Source organism: Aquisphaera insulae (assembly GCF_011064615.1).
In the GTDB taxonomy this organism is placed as follows: Bacteria; Planctomycetota; Planctomycetia; order Isosphaerales; family Isosphaeraceae; genus Aquisphaera; species Aquisphaera insulae.
In genome coordinates, this window is sequence record NZ_JAALJH010000111.1 from 1 (window position 1) to 24,655 (window position 24,655).

18 protein-coding genes and 1 tRNA gene are annotated in these 24,655 nt (G+C 68.0%); 9 read left to right on the plus strand and 10 right to left on the minus strand.

What is annotated here, in order from left to right:
- The 3 genes from G6O54_RS32770 to G6O54_RS32780 all read right to left on the minus strand — a co-directional run.
- Positions 1-2,885: pre-peptidase C-terminal domain-containing protein (locus tag G6O54_RS32770; RefSeq protein ID WP_205679110.1), on the minus strand; the 2,885-nt coding region annotated here is incomplete at its 3' end.
- Positions 2,886-3,854: 969 nt separating this feature from the next.
- Complete coding sequence (locus G6O54_RS32775) at positions 3,855-4,538, minus strand: PEP-CTERM sorting domain-containing protein (protein WP_165233705.1); 684 nt, start codon at positions 4,536-4,538, stop codon at positions 3,855-3,857.
- Between the two features lie 431 nt (positions 4,539-4,969).
- A tRNA-Ala gene (locus tag G6O54_RS32780) sits at positions 4,970-5,042 on the minus strand.
- A gap of 148 nt (positions 5,043-5,190) precedes the next feature.
- Here G6O54_RS32780 and G6O54_RS32785 point away from each other — a divergent pair.
- A complete protein-coding gene (locus G6O54_RS32785; protein ID WP_165233708.1) occupies positions 5,191-6,141 on the plus strand; it encodes a glycoside hydrolase family protein in 951 nt (316 codons plus the stop codon).
- A gap of 35 nt (positions 6,142-6,176) precedes the next feature.
- On the opposite strand, the gene G6O54_RS32790 is transcribed toward G6O54_RS32785, so the two are convergent.
- From G6O54_RS32790 to G6O54_RS32800, 3 genes are read right to left on the minus strand one after another with little or no spacing between them, the layout of a single operon-like run.
- Positions 6,177-7,070, minus strand: coding sequence for a sugar isomerase domain-containing protein (locus G6O54_RS32790; RefSeq protein WP_165233711.1), 894 nt, complete (start codon positions 7,068-7,070; stop codon positions 6,177-6,179).
- A 30-nt stretch (positions 7,071-7,100) separates the two neighbouring features.
- Positions 7,101-7,958 carry an SDR family NAD(P)-dependent oxidoreductase gene (locus G6O54_RS32795; protein WP_250847196.1) on the minus strand — a complete coding sequence of 286 codons (858 nt, stop codon included), beginning with the start codon at positions 7,956-7,958 and terminating at the stop codon, positions 7,101-7,103.
- The gene (locus tag G6O54_RS32800) at positions 7,955-8,419 is read right to left on the minus strand and encodes a RidA family protein (RefSeq protein ID WP_165233714.1); all 465 of its coding nucleotides are present in this window, start codon (positions 8,417-8,419) and stop codon (positions 7,955-7,957) included. The genes G6O54_RS32795 and G6O54_RS32800 overlap by 4 nt, the downstream gene beginning before the upstream one ends.
- 257 nt (positions 8,420-8,676) lie before the next feature.
- Here G6O54_RS32800 and G6O54_RS32805 point away from each other — a divergent pair, with 257 nt between their 5' ends.
- The gene (locus G6O54_RS32805; protein ID WP_165233717.1) at positions 8,677-9,573 is read left to right on the plus strand and encodes a carbon-nitrogen hydrolase; all 897 of its coding nucleotides are present in this window, start codon (positions 8,677-8,679) and stop codon (positions 9,571-9,573) included.
- A 13-nt stretch (positions 9,574-9,586) separates the two neighbouring features.
- Positions 9,587-10,720, plus strand: coding sequence for an agmatine deiminase family protein (locus tag G6O54_RS32810; protein WP_165233720.1), 1,134 nt, complete (start codon positions 9,587-9,589; stop codon positions 10,718-10,720).
- Between the two features lie 30 nt (positions 10,721-10,750).
- Here G6O54_RS32810 and G6O54_RS32815 read toward each other — a convergent pair whose 3' ends face one another.
- Positions 10,751-12,763, minus strand: coding sequence for an FG-GAP repeat domain-containing protein (locus G6O54_RS32815; RefSeq protein ID WP_165233723.1), 2,013 nt, complete (start codon positions 12,761-12,763; stop codon positions 10,751-10,753).
- Between the two features lie 226 nt (positions 12,764-12,989).
- Here G6O54_RS32815 and G6O54_RS38670 point away from each other — a divergent pair, with 226 nt between their 5' ends.
- The 6 genes from G6O54_RS38670 (at position 12,990) to G6O54_RS32845 (ending at position 19,102) form a co-directional block, all read left to right on the plus strand.
- Positions 12,990-15,563 (plus strand): serine/threonine-protein kinase, encoded by a 2,574-nt coding sequence (locus G6O54_RS38670; protein ID WP_165233726.1) that lies wholly within the window; start codon positions 12,990-12,992, stop codon positions 15,561-15,563.
- Positions 15,564-15,693: 130 nt separating this feature from the next.
- Complete coding sequence (locus G6O54_RS32825; protein WP_165233729.1) at positions 15,694-16,308, plus strand: sigma-70 family RNA polymerase sigma factor; 615 nt, start codon at positions 15,694-15,696, stop codon at positions 16,306-16,308.
- On the plus strand, positions 16,305-16,553 hold the full coding sequence (locus tag G6O54_RS32830) for a hypothetical protein (RefSeq protein WP_165233732.1): 249 nt from the start codon (positions 16,305-16,307) through the stop codon (positions 16,551-16,553). Before G6O54_RS32825 ends, G6O54_RS32830 begins: the two co-directional genes overlap by 4 nt.
- On the plus strand, positions 16,550-16,759 hold the full coding sequence (locus G6O54_RS32835; protein WP_165233735.1) for a hypothetical protein: 210 nt from the start codon (positions 16,550-16,552) through the stop codon (positions 16,757-16,759). The genes G6O54_RS32830 and G6O54_RS32835 overlap by 4 nt, the downstream gene beginning before the upstream one ends.
- A gap of 70 nt (positions 16,760-16,829) precedes the next feature.
- Positions 16,830-17,891, plus strand: coding sequence for a DUF1559 domain-containing protein (locus G6O54_RS32840; protein WP_250847197.1), 1,062 nt, complete (start codon positions 16,830-16,832; stop codon positions 17,889-17,891).
- A 53-nt stretch (positions 17,892-17,944) separates the two neighbouring features.
- Complete coding sequence (locus G6O54_RS32845; protein WP_165233738.1) at positions 17,945-19,102, plus strand: TlpA family protein disulfide reductase; 1,158 nt, start codon at positions 17,945-17,947, stop codon at positions 19,100-19,102.
- Positions 19,103-19,112: 10 nt separating this feature from the next.
- Here G6O54_RS32845 and G6O54_RS32850 read toward each other — a convergent pair whose 3' ends face one another.
- The 3 genes from G6O54_RS32850 to G6O54_RS32860 form a co-directional block, all read right to left on the minus strand.
- A complete protein-coding gene (locus G6O54_RS32850; RefSeq protein WP_165233741.1) occupies positions 19,113-22,148 on the minus strand; it encodes a mechanosensitive ion channel family protein in 3,036 nt (1,011 codons plus the stop codon).
- 336 nt (positions 22,149-22,484) lie between these two features.
- Positions 22,485-23,717, minus strand: coding sequence for a TlpA family protein disulfide reductase (locus G6O54_RS32855; RefSeq protein ID WP_165233744.1), 1,233 nt, complete (start codon positions 23,715-23,717; stop codon positions 22,485-22,487).
- 32 nt (positions 23,718-23,749) lie between these two features.
- Positions 23,750-24,655, minus strand: a 906-nt coding sequence (locus tag G6O54_RS32860; protein ID WP_165233747.1) for a DUF1559 family PulG-like putative transporter, incomplete at its 5' end; no start/stop codon positions are given.

Genomic DNA, 24,655 nt, shown 5'->3' on the forward strand with positions numbered 1-24,655 from the left:
ACCGCCGGCCGCGCGATCGTGAGCTGCACCTGCTGCCCCACATCGACGGCGCCAAGCACGAAGCTATCCGCCTGCCCCGTGCGCGTGACCGCGCCGGCAATCGTGGCCGTGAGCACCTTCGCCGCCGGATCCGCGGCGAAGGTGACCGTGGACGAAATCCCCTCGACGCGGATGGGCGAGTCAGCCGCCAGCAGTCGCAGGCGGTACTCGCCGGTGTAGGTGTAGTATTGCGAGACCCGAATCAGATAGGTCCCCGTCGACGACAGCACGAACGACGCCTCGTTGCGGCCGTCGTAAGACGAGTAAGAGCCGATGTACGATCCGCCGGGACCGGTAATCTGATACCCGAGGCCGGTGTAGGGCGGATCGCCCGGGTTCTCGGTGGCGAAGGAGATCGCCTGGCCGGCCGTGCCAGTGAAGCTCCAGTAATCGACGTCCGACGAGGTGGGCAGGCTGCCTGTACCGGCGACGAGGCGAACCCCGGGCGGCCCTTCGACGAACGGCAGCGGCGTCGCCTGCGAGGAGAGATCATTGGGCTCGACCTCCGGCACGAACTGGGCGGCGCCAACGACTCGGAACTCGCGGACCAGGGGGGCCCTCAGCGCATTGCCGACGCGGTCGGTCAGAGTGGCCGGCACGGACACGCGGTAGCGCCCGGTCGGAAGCGCGCCGCCGGCGAAGCGGTATGTGGCGGTGGTCGACGCGGTCGTGATGCCCGCATCAGCCAGGGGGAAGAGCCGATCGTCGCCCGTGCCGAAGGTGTCGTCGGCGCCCGCCCCGCGGACCTCGATCGCCGCGACTTTGTTGAGCGACTCGAGCGACATGGCCTCGGAGAACGTGAGGCCGAATCCCGAGAAAGCGGCCGACGACGAGCCCTCCGCGGGCAGCGTTGACGAGGCGATCATCGGCCCCTCGGTGTCGGCCACGACGACGCGCAGGAGGTACTGCGCCAGCAGGCCCAGATGGTCGAGTCCTTCGACCTGGAGGTACACCACAGGGTCATTGGCGGTGAATGTCAGGCTGCCGGTGGTCGTCGAGAGGAACGGCGTGCTCTCGCCCGAGCGGAAGACCTTGAGTCGCAGGTCGGCGGCCTTGAGCGTGCTCCACGGGGTCGGCGCCAGGTCGACGCTGACCAGGCCGCCGACGCTCGGCGTGGCGAACCGGAAGACGGCAGGGGTCGTCGTACCTCCGGTGAGGCTCCCGGCCATGGTCGTCTGGAGGAAGCCCGGACGAGCCACGTATGTGGAGATCGGCGTGGCGCCGGACTGGCTGAAATTGCCACTCCCCTCGACGTCCGCCCCCTGCGCGGTGCGGGCCTGGTCCAGGCGCAGGCGGTAGGACGTGGAAGCCTGCCCATTGATCCGGATGTAATAGGTCCCCGGAGAGGTGATCGCCACCTGCCATAACCCACCGATAGCGCCATAGACCGAGGCGGAGGCGCGGTAGCCGCCCAGGGCGTCCTCGAGCGTGATGGACGCATACGGGTAGATCTCCGGGTCGTCCGACGTCACTTCGAGCTGGATCGACACGCGGTCGCCCGCCTCGGCGTCGAAGCTCCAGTAGTCCACATCCGCGTCCGTCAGCACGCCCAGGCCGTACGCCGAGAAGACGCCGCTGCCCGACGCCGCCTCGATCACGGACAGCGGGGAGGCGCCCGGGCGAGTCTCATTGCCGGGCCTCTCGAGCCTCCCCGGCGACGGCGGGTCGGCGACCGAGAATGCCCTCTGGAACGCCGGCAGCGGCCGGCCGGCGCGGTCGGTCAGGCCCCCGGCCCGGAACCGGTAAGAACCGGGTGCCAGGATCCCCCCGCTCACCACGAGCCGCACCAGGTCCGATCCACCGCTGGTCGCGAGCGTCGGGGCCAGCGCAATCGAGCTGTCATCGCTGGTCCCGAAGACGCCGTCGGGTCCGGCCAGATCGAGCCGATAGCTCGCGGGGGCGGTCAATGGAGCGGAGGCCATCTCCTCGCTGAACCGGAGCGTGATGGCCCCAACCGCGGCGGCGACGGTCTGCCCCTCGCCGGGCAGCGACGTGCTGACGAGGGTCGGCGCGTTGACGTCCGTCAGATCGGTCAGGAGCATGTAGGATGCGTCGAAGCCGGTCGCGGAGGCGTCGGACGTGCCCGGGGAGACCACCGCGAAATACGAGTCCGCCGCCTGGGAGGTGAAGGCGGCATGCCCGTCGGCGCCGGCCTCAGCCACGACATCGAACGTCGAACCTCGAATGATTCGAAGCCTGGGTGAGATCGACGTCGTCCCCGGGAGGGCGAGAGACAGGTCGATCGAATCGCCCGGCCCGAGCACTCCCAGGCGGAAGTAGTCGGAGTCGTAGGTCGAGAAGAGCAGGCCCGCCGATCGGCCGGAGGCGTGCCCCAGCGCCGCCGACGTGAAGTCGATCGGGCTGGCCACGTCGGAGTAGTCATTGTACTCCGCCTCGAACCGGAAGCCCCTCGAGACGTCGACCCGGAAGCGATAGGCGTCTAGCGGCGATCCGCCGTAGGTCTCGGCCCGCACGAAATAGCGGCCGTCGGCCGGGATTGCCACGTTGGAGAGGATCGGGTTCGAGTCGGTGAAGTAGGCATATTCCGAGGACTCGGCCAGGACGTCGCCCGCGGGGTCCTGCAACTGCAGCCCGAGCGAGCTGTAGTATTGGCCCCCCAGTCCGATGAGCGAGACGAAGTCACCCGATCGTGCCTCGAAGCTCCAGTAGTCCACGTCGTCGTCCGGGGCGATCGCCCCGGAGGCCGTCGACGAGAACAGGCCGCGGCCGATCGGATCCTCGGTCAGGCCCAGATCATTCGCCAGGGCGAGGGTGTCATTGGGCTCGTGCTCGATCACGTTCGAGAGCAGGACCAGTGCCTCGAGCGCCTCGATCGTCGGCCGCAATCCGCCCCTGCTCGTCCGTCCGGGACGACGCCTTCCCTTAGCCATGTTGCGAACCTCCCCTGCGGGCCACGCCTGCACGGCACGGCCGACCTCGGATGCGAATGCGCGGAAGCTTCCTCGTCAAATCAGGCTCAGCGCGTCGAGACCACGCGGAAATCGATCAGATTCTTGGCACAGGGAGGCCGGGACCAGGTAATCATCGCTCTGGGGGGAAGGCGATACCGGGATGAGGTGATCGCCCCGCCTTGACCGAGAGCTGACGTTGCACGAAGGGCTCTGTGAAGCCGCGCCTACGGCCGCGAAACGGCCCCGGCAACTGCTCCAAAAACTCCGCAATTCTGAGGAATATCGGTAAGCCAACGGATGTCCGACGCCAGGAGGTCTGGTCGAATCCGTCACGGTGTCCACCGAGGCTGATCAAGAGACGCCTTCGAGGGCTGTCGCTCGCGTCCGAGATCGACGTTGCAGGCCTAGTTGTGAACTTCTTCCGGATTCATCTCCCGACACCGGGCACGAACAAGGCGCATGCCACGAAACACTGCCCGATCGAGGTGATCGACAGCCTCTCGTGGAGCAGTCCGGGAGACCGGAACCGTGACAATCCGCGATAGGACCGTTCCCAATCCTGTTGCCGAGCAGATGGTCCCTTCGTGGCAAGTTCTCGTCTCAAGGTCCCGACGATCGCTGTTGTCTATCCTGGATCCTGCCGGCCCCGCGAAAAGGTCACATCCATGCGGCACTTTTTTGAAGGCTGCTTTCGGCTTCGTCACACCACCGGCGTGCACCAGCGCAAGGAGGAGCTGGCCCAGACCGAACATGGCCGGGCGGCGCCTCTCCAAGCTCAAGGCCACGACATTGGCCGGCTCGATCGCGAGGGACGAACTCGACGAGTGCGGCTGCTAGCCGACGCTCCCGGTCGATCACGGATGGGGCCGGCCCGAGGAGCGGAGTGGTGCGGTCGACTGGGCTTCAGGAAGGACGGGATCGAAGGGCAAGTCGACGAGCCCCCGCAAGCACCGTCAGCGCCATCAGCGCCAGGCTCAATGTGCCGGGTTCAGGGACGGCATTTGCGCCACCGACCCGAACGTCGTCGATGGTCGCCGAGGCGTCGGACGTGGAGCCACCGCCGAAGACCCGAAACAGGATCCGAGCGTCCTTGCCTTCCAGCCCGGAGATGTCCACGGTGATCGTCAACGGCAAGGCCCCCGCGGAGGGCGAGACCGTGACCCCCGTTGCGGCGAGTCCCTCCGCGGTCCCCGTGGTCAGGTCGCGGGTGTAGAAAGAGTCCGTGAAGGCGTCGACGGTGGGCACGAGCGACAGCCCCGTGCCCACATCCAGCAAGGAGACACCGAAACCGGCCGGAGGGAAACCATCCTCCTCACCGACTCTCACGAGCACGAACGAGAGGGTCTTCGCGCCGGCCGAAATCGTGAAATCCTGATACAGCGTGGCCTCGGGAAGCACGCTCGATTCCTGGATGACGGCCTCGCCCCCGACGACCGAGACCGAATCGCCCGTGACGGTCCAGCCGGACAGCCCGGCGGAAAAGTCGCCGTTGACCAGGGACCCGGCCGACACGAATGACGGGACCGCCAGGAGGATGCATCCCAGGAGGAAAGACTGGCGCAAGAGAGTCCGAGGTGAGCGACTCATGAGGTGAGGTTCCTGACGTCTCGACGGAGGGATGTCGCGGATGGGTTTGTGCCGATCAGCCTTCCTTACTCACCACGGCACGCAGCCCGACAAGATATCCCGCATTGAGTAGCCGCTCAACCTGAATTGCAAAAAAGCAACATGCGAGCCATCCGGCAGATGGCCTCCGGAGGACGGTGATGAACTGGGGATGGAATCGAGGAAGGCGAGGAGCCGGCGACGAGAGCCTTCGCGGTACCGTCGGCCGTGTTCCCCGAAGTGCCTTCAAGGGAAATGTTTATACTCTCAACCGCCGTTGCGTCCCGCCCTCAGCGGAGATCGCGAAACTCTCCGGATTGCCGAGCCCGGAGTTCGTGTCCCGGTCGAGATGTATCGTCCGTGCCTGGCGAGTGGCGAACCGTGGCGGCTGTTATGGTTGTCTCAAGGCCGAATGGAGCGGAAGGGGATCGAACCCTCAACCTCAGCATTGCGAACGCTGCGCTCTCCCAATTGAGCTACCGCCCCGACGAGTCGGGTTATTCCCCAGTAGATTACCCTCCCGAGGCATGCGTTGCAAGGTATGATGAGGCGGCATTCAGGTCGACGGCGGGCGCCGGTCCGGGGAGGTCCGGACGGCCTGTCGGAGCCATCCTCTTGGATCCGTGGAAGTCGCATGATCGGACGACATGGCGGGGCTCGTTCCTGTATCGTCTTGCTGGTCCTGTCCATGTCCGGCGCCTCCGTTCCGACGACGGCGGCCGGGCAGGAGGTCCCCTGGGACTTCACCGCATGGAAGCCCATTGTCGACAAACCGGTCTTCACGGGGACGGGCGAGGCAACCTGGGATAACCGAATCCGCGAGCGAGGGTTCATCCTCGTCGGCGACGACGGTACCTTCCACCTCTGGTACACGGGCTATGACGGGCCGAAGCAGGCCAATATGTCGCTCGGGCATGCGACGTCGCCCGACGGCTTGAAGTGGACCCGAGATCCGGCCAACCCGATCTTCCACGACACATGGACCGAGGACGTCTGCGTCGTGCGCCACGAGGGGGGTTACCAGATGTTCGCCGAGGGCAAGGGGGATGTCGCCCACCGATTGAGCTCGCCCGACGGCATCAAGTGGACCGACCACGGCTCGCTCGACATCCGCAAGACCGACGGGACGCCCATCCCGCCGGGCCCCTACGGTACGCCGACGGGCTGGTTCGAGGACGGCACGTGGTATCTCCTCTACGAGCGCGGCGACAGCGGGGTCTGGCTCGCGACGTCACGCGACCTGAAAACCTGGACCAACGTCAAGGACGACCCTGTCCTGACGTGCGGACCGGAGCCTTATGACAAGGAGGCCGTGGCCGTGAACCAGGTCGTCAAGCGCAATGGCTACTACTACGCCTTCTACCACGCGACCGATCAACGCCCCTGGAAGGACTGGACGTCGAACGTCGCCCGTTCCCGCGACCTCATCCACTGGGAGAAGTCCCCGGCGAACCCCATCGTCAAGGACAACTGCTCCAGCCCCATCCTGGTGAACACCCCGCACGGCGACCGCCTCTACACAATGCACCCGGCCGTCCGCGCCTTCGAACCCGCCGCGGCCACTCCGCCGACCGCCCCGAGGTGAGAGGGCCCTGTCGGGGACACGACGCCGCGGACTAGCTAGCGATAGAGCACGCCCACACGGCGGCGGTAGTCGTCGTATGTCTCCTCGAAGAGCGAGCGGGCGCGGTCGGGACCGATGTGACAGGCCGCGGTGAGGACCTTCGGGGGGCTCCCCGCGGCGGTCAACAGGCGGGCGATTTCGGCCTTTAGCAGGTTGATGATCGTGCAGCCGGTGATGGTGGACAGGGGCGAGACCGGGGTATCCAGGCCCGGCACTCGGACCGCCGAGTCGCCGGGCGGAGCCTTGTGATCGAGGACCAGGTCGGCGACCTGGTGGAGCTTCTTGCCGGTGGAGTGCTTCGACGTGGACGCTTCGGCGCTGGCCACCGAGGTCAGGGCGACCACATACATCCCCTTCGCCTTCGCCTCGAGCGCCACGTCGATCGTGACGGCATTGCAGCCGCTGCTCGAGATCGCCAGCAGGCAATCCTCGGCCGTGACGACGAAGTTCCGCCAGAGGACCGGGCCGAAGCCCTGGACGTTCTCAAGGAACATGGCCTGGCGCTGGCCGTTGGCCCCCACCACGGGATTGTGGAAGCTCATCGACAGCTCGACGATCGGATGGAAGCCGGGGAACGACCCGTAGCGCGGGAACAGCTCCTCCACGGCCATCCGCGAATGCCCCGTGCCGAAGACGTGGACGAGCCGCTCCTTGCGAATCGTCGCCGCGAACCGCCCGGCGGCCTCGCGGATCGCCGGGAGCTGGGTCGATTCGATCGCCCGGAGCGACTTCCGGACGGCCTCGAAATACTGGTCGAACACGCCGACGACCTCCCGCGGAGCCGGCGGCGGCAGCGTGTCGGCCGTCGAGGCGGCGGGTGCCTTGGGGGGCGGCGGCGGCAATACGGGGGCGGGCGGGTTTTCGGGAACGGGCGCGTCGCTGTCGCTCATGACGGATCCTGGTTCGCGGTGATCATGACATCAGTCCGCCGCATCCTGCGGCGCGGTGAAGGGGAGCTGGCCCTCGCAGACGCGCCAGCCGCCATCGACGGGGAGGGCCACGCCGGTGAGGAACCGGGAGGACGGCTCACAGAGGAAGAGGGCGGCCTCGGCGCAATCCTCTGCGGATCCGGGGCCGCCCGCCATCGGCTGCTTGGTCTCGAGGTAGGCGCGGATCGCCGGGTCGCCGACGGCCCGTCCGGCCATGGGGGTCTCGATGAGCCCCGGCTCGATGACATTGAACCGGATCCGGTCGCGAGCGTACCGCGCGGCGGCGTTCCGGGTCATCGCGCGGATGGCCCCCTTGCTGGCGGCATAGGCATAGGTGCCGAAGAAGTCCGGCGCGGGGGATGAGCCCAGCACCGAGCCCATGTTGAGCACGGCACCCCGTACGCCGCGATCGTCGAGCGGTTGAGCGAGCATCCGCCGGACGGCGGCCCGGTTGGTGAGGAAAACACTTCGGGCGTTGGTCTCGATGACCGCGGCCCAGCCCTCCTCGGTGCACTCGTGAAGCGGGCCATCGCCGAACCGTCGCCCGCTGATCCCCGCCACGTGGAAGAGGACGTCGAGCCGGCCGCCGAGGAATGAAACGGACTCGTCGACGAGTCGCTCCACTTCCGCGGGATTGGTCGCGTCGCACGTCGCCGCGAGGACCTTCCCGGGAGAAACCGCGTCGAGGATCGTCCGGGCCTCGTCGAGGGTCTTCGGGGACCGACCGCAGACGACGACCCGGGCCCCCTCGGCGAGGAATAGGTCGGCGGTTGTCAGGCCGATGCCGCTGGTGCCGCCGACGACCAGGCAGCCGCGGCCGTCCATGCGGAGAGGACGGGGGGTGCTCACGAGTCCTTGACCTGGAAGATCGCCTCGATCTCGACCGCGATGCCGCCCGGGAGCGAGTTGGACCCAACGGCGCTGCGGGCGCCCACGCCGGCGTCGCCGAAGACGTCCTTCATCAGGTCCGAATAGCCGTTGATGACCTTCGGCTGGTCGGCGAAGTCGGCCGTGCAGTTGACCAGGCCCAGTGTCTTCACCAGGTGGGTGACCCGGTCCAGCGAGCCGAGCGTGGCCCGAAGCGTGGCGAGGATGGCCAGGCCGACCTGCCGGGCCGCGGCGACGCCGCCCGCGAGGTCCATGTCCTGGCCGAGCCGGCCCTTGATGAGCGAACCATCGGACTTGAGCGGCCCGTGGCCCGAGACATAAACCATGTCGCCGATCCGCAGGGCCGTCACGTAGGTCGCCACGGGCTTCGGGGCGGGGGGCAGTTCCAGCTTGAGCTCGGCGACGCGGGCTTCGGCTCCCATCGGATTTTCCTTTCATCCATGTGGTCGTGGTTCGATACCGATCGCCCTCGAAGGCGGGTGGAGTTCGTCCCGCCCGGGCGACTTCGACCGTGCCAAGGCTAACGGCTCCGACCGGTCAAATCAACGCCGGGACCCCTGACCGCGTCGACGACAGATGGACCCGTCTCGGCCGGCGCTCTCGTCGCGACCTTGTCATGGGGTATAAGATAGGTGCTCCCGGGAAAGGCCGGGGGGCAATCGCATGGGAGACGGCCGAGATGAGCGGAAGGTCCGGGAAATTCAAGGTGGCGCTCGTGCAGATGCGATGCTCCACGAATGCCGACGACAACCTCGAGCGGGCCTGCGGCATGCTCCGGGACGCGGCGAGGAAGGGCGCGCAGGTCGCCTGCCTGCCGGAGCTCTTCCGGACGCAGTACTTCTGCCAGTCGGAGGACGCCGCCACCTTCGACCTGGCGGAGCCGATCCCGGGTCCGTCCAGCGAGGCCCTGGCGGCGGTCGCGAGGGAGACGGGCATGGCCGTCGTCGGTTCGCTCTTCGAGCGACGGGCGGCGGGCGTGTACCACAACACGGCCGTCGTCCTCGACGCCGACGGCTCGTTCGTGGGCCGCTACCGAAAGATGCACATCCCGGACGATCCGCTCTACTACGAGAAGTACTACTTCACCCCCGGCGATCTCGGGTTCAGGGCCTTCCCCACGAAGTTCGGCCGCGTCGGGACGCTCGTCTGCTGGGACCAGTGGTATCCCGAGGCCGCCCGGCTGACCGCCCTTCAGGGTGCGGAGGTTCTCTTCTATCCGACGGCCATCGGCTGGCACCCGGCGGAGAAGGCCGAGTTCGGAGAGGCCCAGGCGAGTGCCTGGGAAACCATCCAGCGCTCCCACGCGATCGCCAACGGCGTCTACGTCGGTGCCATCAATCGGATCGGCCACGAGGGGCCGAAATCCGGCGGGCTCGAATTCTGGGGCGGATCCTTCCTCGCCGATCCGTTCGGCCGGATCCTGGCGAAGGCGGGCAGGGACGCGGAAGAGATCCTCGTTGCCGAGGTCGATCCCAAGCTCCAGGAAGAGACACGGCGGAACTGGCCGTTCCTCCGCGATCGCCGGATCGACGCCTACGCCCCGATCACCCGCCGGTTCCTCGACCCCGAAGCCTGAGCCAGAGTCCCCGATGAGCAAGCCCTCCCCCGCCGATTCGCCGAAGCCCACCCCCGCCTCGCTCGGATTCCGGATGCCCGCCGAATGGGAGCCGCACGAGGCCACCTGGATCGCCTGGCCGCACAACCACGAGGACTGGCCCGGCAAGTTCTCGCCGGTGCCGTGGGTGTACGCGGAGATCGTCCGATACCTCAGTCGCGTGGAAAGGGTCCACATCGTCGTCTCCGGCCGGGCCATGGGCAACAAGGCCGCCGACCACCTGGACAGGGCGGGCGTGGACCTGGACCGCGTGAAGTTCTTCAAGGCGCAAACGGACCGCGTCTGGCTGCGGGACTCCGGGCCGACGTTCATCGTCCGCGACCGCGAGCACGTAGAAGGCGAACAGGACGGCTCCGACGAATCCATCGGCTTGGTCCACTGGAAGTTCAATGCCTGGGCCAAGTACGACAACCACAAGGACGACGCGAAGCTGCCGCGACGGATCGCCGACGACCTGGAATTGCTCCGCTGGACGCCCCGGGTCGAGATCGACGGCAAGGCCCACCGCGTGGTCCTCGAAGGCGGCGCGATCGACGTCAACGGCAAGGGGACGCTGCTGACGACCGAGGAATGCCTGCTCAGCGAGGTTCAGTGCCGCAACCCGGGCCTCGGCCGCCAGGGGATCGAGCGCGTGCTGGCCGACTACCTGGGCGCCCGCAACGTCATCTGGCTGGGCCGAGGGATCGACGGGGACGACACCCACGGCCATGTCGATGACCTCGCCCGGTTCGTGGACGAGAAGACCGTGGTCACCGTCGTCGAGCCGAACGCCGACGACCCGAACCACGAGCCGCTCGCGGAGAACGTCCGCCGCCTGGAGGCCGCTCGCGACCAGGACGGACAACCGCTCCGCGTCGTCACGCTGCCCATGCCCGCTCCCCTGTACTTCGAGGGCCTGCGGCTGCCGGCGAGTTACGCGAACTTCTACATCGCCAACGGCCTGGTGATCGTCCCGACGTTCAACGACCCGAATGACCGCGTCGCGCTGGACACCCTGGCCGATCTCTTCCCCGGCCGCCAGATCGTCGGCATCCACGCCGTGGACCTGGTCCTCGGCCTGGGGACGCTGCATTGCCTCTCGCAGCAGCAGCCGAAGCCCCCCGCATAGAGCCGGTAGCCCGCAACGATCGGCCGGCGATCATCGCGCGTGTTTCAGGAAATACAGCCGGCCGTCCTCGGCGCCGATGACCAGGTCTGGGACACCGTCCCGGTCCCAGTCTACAATCGCCGGGCACGTGGAATGCCCGGCCAGCTTGCGGGAGGCCAGGGCCGGGCCGTCGCGGAAGGTGACGGGACCGCCATCGGCGTTGGCGTTCTCGCTCCGCATGAAGGTGGCATTCGAGCTGTCCACGACCAGATCGACCTTGCCATCGCCGTCCCAGTCCGCGAAGGTCAGCGTCCGCCGCCCGCTGGCGCCGGCGGCGCCGACGTTCAGGCGCAATGGTCCGGCCAGCACGTTCCGCGGCGTGTGGCGGGAGTCGAAGGCCGAGGCCGGCTCCGAGCGGAAGATCCGCCGGCCCGGCTTCAGCAGGGCAGGGGAGCCGCTCGTGTCTCGGGCCCGCTCGAAGAAGGCGAGGTAGCCCTCGTGGTCGAGCATGACGAGGTCCGGCAGGCCGTCTCGGTTCCAGTCGACCACGGCCGGCGTGGTCCGCCACTGGGTCGCCAGCTCCCGAGACGTGGGCGTCCACCAGGTCCAGGCCGGCTTCGGTGGCGAGCCGGCCCAGTCGACCTCGATCGGCCGTGCGGGCTCGAGCCTCGCCGCGGTTCGTGTCCCGGCGTTGCGATACCAGACGACCTTTCCCCAGATCGAGTTGACCACCACGTCGAGATCACCGTCGCCGTCCCAGTCGGCGACGCACGGCTGGGTATAGCCCCACTTCGCCTCGCAGGGGCCCTGGATCGAGCCGTTCGGCCCGGCCAAGATCCGGATCGGCGAGCCGTCGACTTCGAGGAGTCGGGGCGCAGCCCACCGCGGGAGATGTCCCGCCTCGCCGCCGAGGTTCTCGAACCAGCCGAGGTTCCCCGCCGAGTCGCCGCAGACGAGATCGGTGTCGCCGTCGCCGTCCCAGTCGGCCGCGCTCGGAGTGACGAGCGCGCCGAACTTCAGGTCCTCGGCCTGCTGCTTGAAGTAGACGGGGGGCTTGAATCGGGGCGAGCCGTCGAGCACGCGACCGGTGTGCTCGACCAGGGCGACGCGGCCGTCCTCGTCGCCGCAGACGAGGTCCGTGTCGCCGTCTCCGTCCCAGTCGATGGCCACCGGCACGATCATCTGGAGGTGCATCCTCACGACCTTGCCGGACTCGTCGGCCAGCCTGCGACCCACTGCAAACACGGGCGACTTCCGCGTGCCGACGTTCTCGAAGTAGGTGAAGCCGTCGAGGAACTCGCCGCAGATCAGGTCAAGGTCGCCGTCGCCGTCGAAGTCCGCCAGGCACGGCGAGGGCATTCCGAAGACGTCGATCGGCTTGCCGCCGGCCTCGAGCTTCCTCGGCGAGTCGTACGCCGGCGTCGCGGTCGACCCGTGGTTGCGGATCAGGAAGACGTATCCGTGCAGCGGGCCGCGAGTCCATCCGCCGGTCGCGTCGAAGGCGTTGTCCCAGCCATAGGCCGCCCAGTCCTCGACTCCCACCATGAGATCGATGGCGCCGTCGCCGTCGTAGTCCGAATACTGCCACTGGTTGGCCCGCAACCGCGAGCCCGGGCCGACCAGGTTGGTCTCTGGATAGATCGACACTTGGGCCTCGAGCCGCCGCGATTGGAAGTTGGCGAACTCTTTCCCCGGCGCGAGCACGCGGACCCCGCCGCCCACATACGACGGCCGGACGTTCGTCACCCCCGCGGCGATTCGCACCGGCGGCCTGAAGACGGGCTGCTTCCGATCGCCGCCGGGGTTCTCGAAGAGGTAGATCCCGTTGAACGGGACGTCCGGGCACGAGACGACCAGGTCGAGATCGCCGTCGCCGTCGTAGTCCATGGGTAATGGCCACGCCCAGAGCCCGACGCCCAGGTCCACGACGAGCCCCGGATGATTGTACCTGAGCCGCTCGAGCGTCGGCTCCGCGGCCGAGATCGAGGCGACGGCCAGGGCCAGGAGGGGAACAACGACAAGCTGAAATCGCGGCGGTACGGGAATCGAGGTCTGCACTCTCATGTCGGCATGCTCCGGCATCGGGATCGAGCATCGCGCGGTCTCGCGACATCGTCCGCCGTCGAGGGGTCCCTGTCCAGTCTCCGGCTCGCCGGGGAGAGGAGAGGCTCGGCGTGGGAGCATTCACGAGTGGCCTGGTGAGAGGGACTCCGCGGTTGCTATTCTAGATGTACGATCTGCCGGCTGGCGGGCGCTCTCCTCCGGACCAGCCGCAGCGAGAGGCGCCTCCATGCCGGATCGAGAGCATCAAGACGAGGGTTCATCCCCGGGAATCACGGTTGGGGCCGATGCGTCGTCGCGACTCTCCGGCCTCGATCTCGAGGCCCCCGCGCTCGTCGAGATGGTCGAGGACGCCACTCGGCGGATCCTGGACGGCGAGGACCTGGACCTCGAACAACTCGCCGCCCAGCACCCGAACGGGGCCGAGGTCCTGCGAGTCCTGATGCCCGCCATGCAAGGACTGGCAGATCTCCGCGAGACCGACGGGGCAGCCGAGGGGACGACGTTCGCCGGTTTTCGAATCGTCCGCGAGGTGGGTCGCGGCGGGTTCGGCGTGGTCTATGAGGCCGAGCAGACCGCCCTCAGGCGGCGAGTGGCCCTCAAGATCCTGCCCCAGTCCTCGGCGCTGGACCCGAGGGCCCTCCGCCGCTTCCAGCTCGAGGCCCAGGTCGCGGGCTGGCTCCAGCATCCCCGGATCGTACCCGTCCACGACGTGGGCATGGTCCGGGGCGTCCCCTACTACGCGATGCAGCTCATCGAGGGGGGGAGCCTGGCCGACTTGCTGGCCGAACTCCGCGAGGCCGAGGGTCCCGGCCCCGGTCCGCCGACGGACCCGCCCGCCGGTCCCCAGTCGGGTATCCTCCTCGCGGCCCTCATCTCGGGTCGGTCGGCCTCGTCGGACGAGGAGGCAGAAGCCCCCACCCTCCCGGTCAGGGTGTCCCCGCTCGAGAATCCCGCATACTTCCGCGCGGTCGCCGCGCTCGGGATGCAAGCGGCCGACGCGCTCGGGCATGCGCATGACCGGGGAGTCATCCACCGCGACATCAAGCCGGCCAACCTCCTGATCGATGGTCGCGGCGAGCTTTGGGTGGCCGACTTCGGGATGGCCGACGTTCAGGGCGAGGCCGGCGTGACGGCCACTGGCGACCTGCCGGGGACGCTCCGCTACATGAGCCCCGAGCAGGCCCTCGGCAAGAGGGCGCTCGTCGACCGCCGGACCGACATCTATTCGCTGGGCGCCACCCTCTACGAGATGCTGACGCTCCGGCCGGCCGTGGCCGGCGAGGATCGACAGGAGATCCTCCGCCGGGTCGCCGACGAGGAGCCCCCGCCGGCCTGGCGGCTGAACCGCGCCGTCCCCACCGACCTGGCCACGATCGTCGCCAAGGCGATCTCGAAGGATCCGTCGAACCGCTACGATACGGCGTGGCACCTCGCGGAGGACCTCGCCCGCTTCCTCGGCGGCCGTCCGATCCTTGCACGCCCGGCCGGGCCGATCGAACGGACGTGGCGATGGTGCCGGCGCAAGCCGCTGCTGGCGGGGCTGGCCGGGTCGCTGGCCCTAAGCCTGGCCATGGCCTTCGGCACGATCACCTGGGCCTGGCGCGAGGCCGTCCGGCAGAAGGACCTGGTGCTCGCCGCGGAGCGAGAGGCGCGGATCCAGGCCGACAGGACCGCGGCGATCAACCGCTTCCTGATCGAGGGCCTGCTCGATCGCGCCGAGCCGGCCAGCAACCCGGCCGCGAATCGAGTCACGCTCTCCGAGGCGCTCGACCGCGCCGCGGAGACGGTGGGTACGAGCTTCCTCAATCAGCCCGACGTCGAGGCGACCATTCAGCTCGCGATCGGCCGCGCGTATCACGGACTGGGGGAATACCAGAAGAGCGAGGCCCACTACCGTGTCGCTCGGAACCTCATGATGGGGATCTACGGGACCGGGACAGCCGAGCGCCTGGAGGCGGCCTCGGGGCTCGGGCATGCCCTCTCGCACCTGGGCCGGTGGGACGAGGCGGAGCCGCTCCTCCGCCAGGCGCTGGCAGAGGCCCGCCGGGATCTCGGTCGATCGCACGGGACGTCGCTGAGCGCCGCGGAGAACCTGGCGGAGGTCCTCCGCTCCACGGGACACCTGGACGAGGCCGAGCCCCTCTACCGGGAGGTCCTGGACGACGCCCGGGACGCCCCCAATCCGGATCAAAACATCCTCTTCTCCGCCCGCTTCAACCTGGGCGACGTCTTCCTCCGCCAGGGGCGATTCAGCGAGGCCGAGGCCCTCTATCGCGACCTCGTCACCGAGCAGGCCCGCGAGAAGGGGCCGGAGCACCCCAATACGCTCACCACCCGGAACAACCTCGCGACCACCCTGGAGAAGCTCGACCGCCTCGACGAGGCGGAGCGGATCTTCCGCGATTGCGTCGCGATCGACCGCAAGGTCCTGGGAGACCATCACCCGGACACCGCGACGGCCACTTACAACCTCGGCCATGTCCTCCGCCGCGAGGGGAAGCTCGAAGAGGCGGAAACCCTGATCCGCCAGGGCGTCGCGGAACGCCGGGCGTCATATGGCGACGATCATCCCGCCACCCTCTACGTGACCAGCAGCCTGGCCGACCTCCTCCTCTCGCGCGGTCGCGTCGACGAGGCCGAGGCCCTCCTCCGGCCCTGCCTGGACGCCCAACGCCGGATCCTCGGCGCCGACCACCGCGACACGAAGCTCACCGCCGCCCGGCTTGAGGCGCTAGGCCGGGCGAGAGACCATGTCCCCTCCAGGGATCACGCCCCCCCCACCGGGATGGCCGATCGGTAACGAGCCGCGGACGCACCCGCTCCAACCGCCGCGATGCAAATCGTCACTCCGCTGCAACTTGCGAATTCCCGTCCGATTCCGCGTATCTTTTTCAAGGGAGTCACGGAATGAGGACGTAGGAGGATCGAGGATGACGGACACCGCCAGCATCATCCACGGGCTGATCGAGCAGGCTCTCAAGGGCGACGCGGCCGCACGCCAGCAATTGCTGGAGCACTATCGCGGCAGCCTCACGCGGATGGTCGCCTCCCGCCTCGATCGCCGGCTGGCCCGGCGCGTCGACCCCTCGGATGTCGTGCAGGAGACCCTGGCGGACGCCTCGGCGCGAATGGATGACTACCTCCGCGAACGGGCCGTCCCGTTCCTGGCCTGGCTTCGACGGCTCGCCGGCGAACGGGTCATCGACACGCATCGGCGGCACATAGGCTCCCAGCGCAGGAGCATCATGCGAGAGAACCGAGGCGTGGATCGCTCCGGCGAGGAATGGGGATCCCTCGCCGCTCGATTCATGGCCAACGACACCAGCCCGAGCAACCGGCTCTCCCGCGAGGAGCGCCGGCAGCAGGTCGCCGCCGCCCTGACCGCCCTTCCGCCCCGGGATCGGGAGGTCCTGGAGATGCGATACCTGGAGCAGCTCGGAGCGGCCGAGATCGCCGAGGCGCTGGGGATCACCGAGGGCGCCGTCAAGGCCCGCCTGCTCCGCGCCCTCATCCGCATGAGAGCCCTGCTGGAGGCCCGCCCATGATGGGACCTCCGCACGCCGACCAGCTCGCCGATCTGACCGAGGAGATCTCGGGACGCCTCCTGTCCGGTGAGCCCTTCGACGCCGAATCGTACATCGCCCGGCACCCTTCCTGTGCCGGCCCGATCGTCGACCTCTTGCCGACGATCCACCACCTCGCCGACCTCGGCCGGACGCTGGCGCACGGGCGCAAGCGTCGGGGCACAGGGCCGGCTCACTCCTCCTTCGACGAAGGTCCACTCTCATGAAGTCTCGTCACGCGTGGCGACTTGTGCCCCTCGTCCTGCCGCTCGGCTCGGCCCTGCTGCTGGTCTCCTCCTCCGGATGCGGCGACGGCACGGTCCGGGGCGCCGGCTCGATCGACGTCCCCAAGCCGGCGAAGTTCGAACCGCCGACCCGCAGCGCCAAGGCAACCCGGACGACCGGCGCCTCGCAGACGCCCCACGCGCGTTGATCCGTCCCGCCTCTCCCGCCTCCTGCCTCTCGCAATCCCGCCCACGTCATCCCATTTCCTAGAGGATTCCATGATGTTCGAGCACGTTTCTCATCCTGCCGGTCGGCGGCGGTCGGGCTTCACGCTGATCGAGCTGCTGGTCGTGATTGCCATCATCGCCGTGCTGATCGCGCTCCTGTTGCCGGCTGTGCAATCGGCCCGCGAGGCGGCCCGGCGTGCCCAGTGCACCAACAACCTGAAGCAGATCGCCCTGGGCTCCGCGAACTACGAGTCGGCCACCGGGACGTACCCGCCGGCCATGCTCTTCACGTTCCCCAGCATCGGCTTCCAGTCGATGGTTCACCTCTGCCCGTACCTGGAGCAGGGCCCCATCTACAACGCCACGAACTTCTCGCTTGCCTATTTCTTCCCCGATAACTACACGATCGCCGGGACCGGTTTCAACTCGCTCTTCTGCCCCAGCGACCCATCGGCCGGGATGACGAACCCGCTCCAGTACGGGCCTCCGACGTTCCTCCAGTTCCACAGCCATTACTCGGGCTGCGTCGGCCCCTGGAACGCCTGGGGCGCGGTGGCCGGCCCGACCGGCATGCCGATCACGGACCCCGCGCTGACCACCTACGCCAAGGGGGCGATCATCGCCGGCGGCAACATCCGGGTCGCCTCCGTGACCGACGGGACGAGCAACACGATGATGTATTCGGAGAACGGCCAGGGGGTCTTCAACCAGTCGTCGCAGGGTTACCTGCACCAGTGGAACGTCGGCCAGCCGACCGACTGGTGCCTGGAGACCCGCTTCCCGCCCAACTGGGGGCGCCACTATTCCGACCCCGCGAACGACCCCGGCAACACGGCCCTGGGTCAGTGGGCCGCGTTCAACGCCATGAGCTTCCATCCCGGCGGGGTGAACGCCGCCTTCTGCGACGGCTCGGTCCGGTTCATCAAGGATTCGATCGACTCCTGGAGCATCCCCGCTCCCCAGGTGAATGGCCTGCCGACGGGCACTTCGAAGCTGACAGGACCCACCGGCCAGGATTATGGGCTCTCCGTCGCGGCCGGCTCCAAGATCGGCGTCTGGCAGGCCCTATCCACCCGCAACGGCGGCGAGGTCCTCAGCGCGGATCAATACTGAGCCCACACCTCGGCCGCGTCCTCTGTCCCCACATGGAGCCTAGAGAGATCGACATGCACCAAGCGCTGACCATCCTGATCCTGGCCGCCCTCCCCGCGGTCGATACCCCCGACCGATCGCCGGCCGCGGTCCAGCCATCGACCGGATTCGCTGCAATCAAGAAGGACTACGACGCGGCCGAGGTCGCCTTCAGAGACGTCGCCCGGGCGCGGCTCACCAAGGCGAACGAGGAGAAGAAGCGATTCTACATCCCCTTCTCGGAAACCCCGCCCGCCCGGTTCGCGGCGCGGTTCCTGGAATTCGCCGAGAAAAACCCCGCGGACCCGTCCGCATTCGATGCTCTCGGGCGGGCGATCATGGGATCTTATGAGAATCCCGAGATCCGTGCCCGGACCCTCGAAAGGCTCAGGACGTCGTACATCGCGGACTCGAGGATGAAGCAGCTCGTGGGGCCGCTCGTGATCTCGCAGGACGACGAGACGGAGCGGTTCATCTACGAATTGATCGCCCGCAACCCCGATCGCGAGGTCCGCATCGTCGCCTACAAGGCCCTCATCCGCCGGGCCGAGAAGGCGATCGAGACGGCCGCCCGGCTCAACGCCGATGCGTCCCTCAGGGCCGATGTCGCGGCCAACGAGGGGGAGAAGTACCTCGCTGCCGCTCTCGCCAGGGGCGATCGTTCCAAGGCCGATCTGGCGAATTTCCGCGAGATTGCCCGCGACCTGTACGGCGAACGAATCCCCGACCTGGCCATCGGCAAGGCCGCACCAGAGCTGGTCGGCAAGACGCTTGACGGTCGCGACGTGAAGCTCTCCGACTACCGCGGCAAGGTCGTCGTGCTGGACATCTGGGCGACCTGGTGCGGCCCCTGCCGCCAGATGATCCCGCACGAGCGTGAGATGGTCGCCCGGCTCAAGGACCGCCCGTTCGCGCTGATCAGCATCAGCGTGGACGAGAAGAAGGAGACCCTCACCGAGTTCCTCGCGTCCGAGCCGATGCCATGGACGCACTGGTGGAACGGCGCCGAGGGGAAGATCATCGACGCCCTCGACGTGGACCATTACCCGACGATCTTCGTCCTGGATGAGAAGGGCGTCATCCGCGCCAAGGAGATCCGCGGCGAGGCACTCGAGGCCGAGATCAACGCCCTGCTGAGCGGGGCGACGAAGGCCGATGCCGGCTCGCATCGGCCAACCATCGCGGGCGAGTAGATCCCCCTGGTCAGTGATCGAACCTCCGCCGAGGGCCGTCCGCCTCGGCGGTCTCCCCTCGGCGAAGCTGCCCCCCCATCGGCGGGGGGACGGCGCCGCCGGGAGGAGTCGGCTCGTGGGCGACGAGCACCGTCCGCCGGGCGGGCGCCAGGGCGATGTTCAGCCGTCGCGCCTGGTCAAGGATCTCCCGATTGAGGGCGTCGCGGCCCTCGACTTCCTCGGCGTGCGACCGCACGACGAAGTAGACGTTCACCAGCAGCTCAACCGCGGTCCCGCCCAGCGTGTGGACGTAGATGTCCATCCGATCCGTGAGGATGTTCGCCTGCGCCGCGGCGTAGGCGCGGAGGCCGTCCCGGAGGGCGTTCAGGCGGTCGGTCGGCGTGTCATAGTCCACCCCGACGACCGCCTTGTAGCGTCGCGTGGTGCGGGCCCCCCGATTGTCGATCGAGACATTGGCGATGATCGAGTTCGGGATGGTGATCAGCGAGTCGTCCGGCGTCCGGATCCAGGTCGACCGGAAGCCGACGCTCTCCACCGTACCCTCCATGTTGTTCACGACGATCGAGTCGCCGATCTTGAACGGGTGCTCGCCGATCAGCAGGAGCGTGCCGAAGAAATTCTTGAGCGTATCCTGGGCCGCCAGCGACGCGGCCAGGCCGACGAGCCCGAGGCCGGCGAGAAGCCGAGTGACCCACTCGCCGTCGCCGACCAGGTAGACCTCGCAGGAGACCGCGACCACCAGGACCGCCAGTTTGAGGAAGCGAGCCCCCGTGGGGACGACCATGTCGCTGAGGTTGCGCCGGTGCTGGAGCTGCTCGCTGTTGGTGTAGAGGGCCATCCCCAGGTCCACCAGGCGGATCGCCGTCCACGCCAACAGGCCGATCCAGGCGAACTTGAGCACCGGCAGGACCCGGCCCCAGACCGCCACGGGCAAGTCCAGCGGCCCGAGGGAGACGCCCGCCAGGAAGAGGGCGAGCTGCCAGGCCAGCGGGCGAAGCTTGGACTGGAGGAATCCCTCGCCGAGCCGGAACCCGGCGCGATGGAGTATCCCCCGCAGGGACGCCTCGACCGCCCGAAGCGCCAGCCAGGCCGCGACGGTCGCCGCCGCGATGAGCAGGACCAGGCCGCCCCACTGGTAGACGTCCAGCCCGAGGAAGGTCGCCTGCAGCCAGCCCGGGAGCGCACCGCGGATCAGGATTCCCAGGCTCGCGCGAGTGACCGGGTCGTGCGAGGGCGCCGCCGGTTTCTTGAGCGCGACCAGGAACATCGCCTCGATCTGCCCGACCGTCTCCGCGGTGAACAGCCAGTCCCCCTTCCGCGTCCCGGCGGACGCCTCCAGGCTGATCTGGCCGAGGGGCCCGCGGTAGTAGACGTGCCGCGGCGCCTCCGTCTCATTGGGAGTCTCCTGGATGTGGAGCGGGCCGGTGCGGTCGAGCACGAACTTCAGCTTGCGGGCGAGCACGGGCCCGATCGCCGACCGGGCCCGCGCGGGGACATCGTCCAGGTCGAGCGCCTCCGCGGCCGTCGCGTCGTCGCCCCGGGCGACGGCCCGGAGGAACGTCCGCAGCGTCTGCCGGGCCGATCCGAAGCGGGACTCGCGGTCCGTCCGCCGCTTCTCCTCCGGGCTGAGCCGATCGAAGAGCTCCGGCACCCGCGCGATCGTGTCCAGCTCGAACTGCCAGTGGCCGTCCCGCTGCCTCGAAAGCACGACCTGGAACTCGGATTCCTTGCCGAACGTCTGCGGTTCCGCGTCCCACGACTCGGGCACGGCCAGCAGGTCCACGTTCAGGTGCTGGAGCACCGCGTCCAGCTTCCCCGCCACCCGCATGCCGACGGAGACTCGGTCCTCCTCGGCGACGTCCCCGAGCGCCATGCACGAGAGGACCTGGCCCGTCCTGGCGTCGTCGAACTCGATCTCGTCCATGCCCTCCAGGAAGGTCCGCAGCACGGCCCGCGGCGAGGCGAGATGCACGGGGACGTCTCCCGGCGCGGGGACCGCGTCGCGTTCTCCGTCCTTCAGCGACGCGGCATCGATCACGACGCCGAGGAATGCATAGCGGGGATCGGGTGGGTCGTTCCGGAAGCCCTCCACGAGGGCGTCCAGGTTGAACAGGGTCCCGCGGTTGAAGAGCCAGGCATCCTTGCCGTCGGCCTGGCGGATCCGGTCCAGCATGATCCGGCCGCGGTGGTTCGAGTGCCAGATGTACCGCCAGCCGTCGGGGTCGCTGACAACCTCCTGGGGGAAGAAGAACCCGCATCGCTGGATCACGAAGGCGAGCTTGCGGGCCATCTCCGGCCCGCGGGTCGCGCGGAGCTTCACCGGCACGTCTCGGAGGTCCAGGCAGCGGGCCGCCTCGGTGAAGTCATGAAGGGTCACCTCGAGGAGGAACTTCCGCATGGTGGCCTCGGGATCGGTCCGGCCTTCGGCCATCTTCATCCGCGCGGCCTGGATCTCCCGCTGATCGCGGGCGTTCGCCGACCGCATCGAAGGAATCTTGAGCACGGTCTCGCCGTCGAACCGCCAGCGACCGTCGGCCTGTCGCTCCATCGCGAGGTGATAGCCGGGCTTCTCGATCAGGCTCCACGAACGGGCGGACGACTCCTTACTGTCGAGCACGCCGTACAGCGCCACATCCTGTCGCGCGAGGATGCTGCTCAGCTCGTGAGCCATGAGCGCCGCGTCCGCCTCACTCACGTCCTGCCCCAGGCCCTTCAGGTCCAGGCAGTCGATCGCGTTAACGATCAGCTCCGGGGCCAGGTCGTAGCAGTAGACCGAGAAGAAGAACGTCTCGAGAGTCTTCCGCGGCGTCGTCCGGTCATTCCAGCGGGCGACCTCTTCCGCCGACCGCCGCGGTTGGGTTCCCCACATCCGGCCGCCCGGCGCATCCCGGCCCGGCGTCTCCGGCTTCGTCACGGTCCCGGAACCATGCCCCGACCCCTGCCCCATCGCCGCCGGAGTGGCACGCGACATGGCCAGGCACCCCGCCAGGACCAGCACCATCCGCCAGTACCGGCCCCGCCGGCAATGTCGCTCATCGTGTTGCATCGGCGATCCTTGCCTGAGAGAGCCCAACGCGCCGGGGGCGCATCGCGGCCCCCAAATGCTCATCCATGCCGTCAACTTAAGAGGATTTTCCGAACCTGGCAACCCGGATCGGGTGAATCGGAGTCCCGGCAAACAGGGAGGAAGGTCCAACGCTTTATGGAGTCGATGGATGCAGGCCCTCTCGGCGCACTTGTCGAGCTTCAAAGAGTGAAGGATGCGGATCAAATTCAAGGGGGAGTTCGAGGGAGAGGACATCGGCGACGAGCCCGGATCCGCCGATCGCGTCGCCAGCGGGACGCGATCGGCTCATCGACCCTCGGTGAGTACCCGGGGAGATCAGGGCTTGGCCGCCGGCTTGCTCTTCAGCACCTGGTCGATCTTCTTGGCGAGTTCTTCCTCCTTGCGACTGCCGAGCCACGCATCAACGACCTTGCCGCGACCGTCGATGAGGAGGTTCGTGGGCAAGCCGGCGATCTTGAAGGTCTCCTTCAGGACGCTATCGTCAAGGCTGTGGGCGAACTGGAAGGCCAGCTCCGGGTGCGCCTTGATGTAGGCTTCGGACGCCGCCTTGCCCTCCGACGTCGCGACGGCGACGATGCGGAGCTTCCCCTTGCGCTCGGCCGCGAGCTTCTGAAAGGACGGCATCTCGCCGACGCAGGGGCCGCACCAGGTCGCCCAGAAAGTAAGGAGTGTCAGCGAGTCGCTCGCTCCGCCGCTCCCAACTCCGAGGACCTTGTGCAGGGTGGTGGGGACGGAAGGATAGTCAACCAGTTCCGCGTCGGGGATCGGCTTGCCGACCAGGGCCTGGACCTCGTCTCCGTGCCCTTCCGCCACCTCCGGGTTCGGCAGTGCCTTCGTGTCCCCGGCTGTGGGTTTCAAGTCGAAGGCTCCCTTCGGGACCTCCGGGAGCAACTCGATCTTTGAGAGGACACGGCGATCGGTCGGGGAAGCGGAGCCTTCGTGGATCGAGAAGAGCTGGATCGACTGCAGAAGGTGGGTCCGTGTCGAAAACCAGAGGTACTCGGTCCGGATCAACTGGGCCGTCGGCCTGGAATCATCGGTGACGTGGACCACCAGGTCGCAAGCCTCGCCCCCGACATCGGAGCGGCCCGCGTACACAAGAGAGCCCTTCTTCGTGAGTTGGTCCAGCCGGTCCGGGTTGACGAACCAGGGGGCCGTGAGGTAGGCGTCTAGCATCACGCCCTTCGGCAAGTAGGCCCTCGGGGGGAGTTTCTTGATCTCGCCGTTGGAGCTGAGGACGCTCCCCTCGTCGTCGCCGACGACGACCTCGTACACCGTCCCATCGACGGCCTTCAACTGGCCGCTCAGGCGGGAAGGGGTGCCGGCCGCGAACAGGATCGTGGACCGGCCGGAGAGCTTGGGGACGCCTCTCGCCAACTCGTAGCCACCGACGGTCCGGACTTCCAGCCGCACCGCGGCCGGGGTCCCTGTGGCCTTGCGGGCCGCCTGAACAACCTCGGCCGCCTTGGGGTCGATGACGCCGGCCGCACGACCGTCCCCCGCACAGGCCACGACGACGGCTACCGAGCATAGGATGATCTTCCGCACGATTTCACCTCGAACGAGACAATCGAGAAGGTTCAATACTGATCCGCGCTGATGACCTCGCCGCCGGACCGGGTCGAGAGGGCCTGGAAGACCCCGAATCGCGACGAGGCGTCGAGGGCGTAGGTGGAGTACGGCGCAACCTTCGTCACGCCCTTCGGCAGCCCCGTGGCCGGATCGATGGGCCATGAATCGATCGAGTCCTTGAGGAACCGAACCGATCCGTCGAGGAAGGCCGCGTTCACACCCCCGGGGTGGAAGCTCATGGCGCTCTGAGCGAGAGACTTCACCAGGCTCGTCGAGCTGGTCATGAGCTTGGCGTATTTCTTCTGAGGGTTCGGGCCGTACATGGTGTGGATCGCCGAGTCCGGCGGGGAGCCGGAGTTCCAGAGGTGGTAATTGGGCTGAGTGCTCGCATCCAGAAAGCCGTGCCCGTTCTCGGTGAAGACCATGGTGTTGCTGAGGCCGTCGGTGACCGAGCTCGCCGAGACGCGGCTGTAGAAGAAGATCGTCCCCAGGTTGTTGTTGTACGCGTCGGGGACCGGCGAGACGTTCCCGTCGCTCATGTTGAACATGAACGATACCGTGTACCACGGGCCGGCGACGCCGCCATAGCTGGAGAAATACTGCCTGAACTGGGCCTTCAGAGACGCGGGCGAGCCGTACGTCGCCACCAGCGAGGGGCTCGAGTTGGCGACCGACGGGTCGCTCGGGCACCAGAGGGCGGAGATGCCGGTCGCGGCGATCGTCAGGTTCCTACCCTGGCCATCGAACGGACCGACATCATGGTTGATCGCGGAGTACACCGCGGACTGCTCGATGAACGGCAGGATCCGGATGATCGGGCCCCAGCCGATCGCCTGACCGAGGTAGACATTGTAATACATCAACCCGGGGGGGAAGGCCTTGTGGCTCGATTCATAATTCGCCGCCCCCAGCGC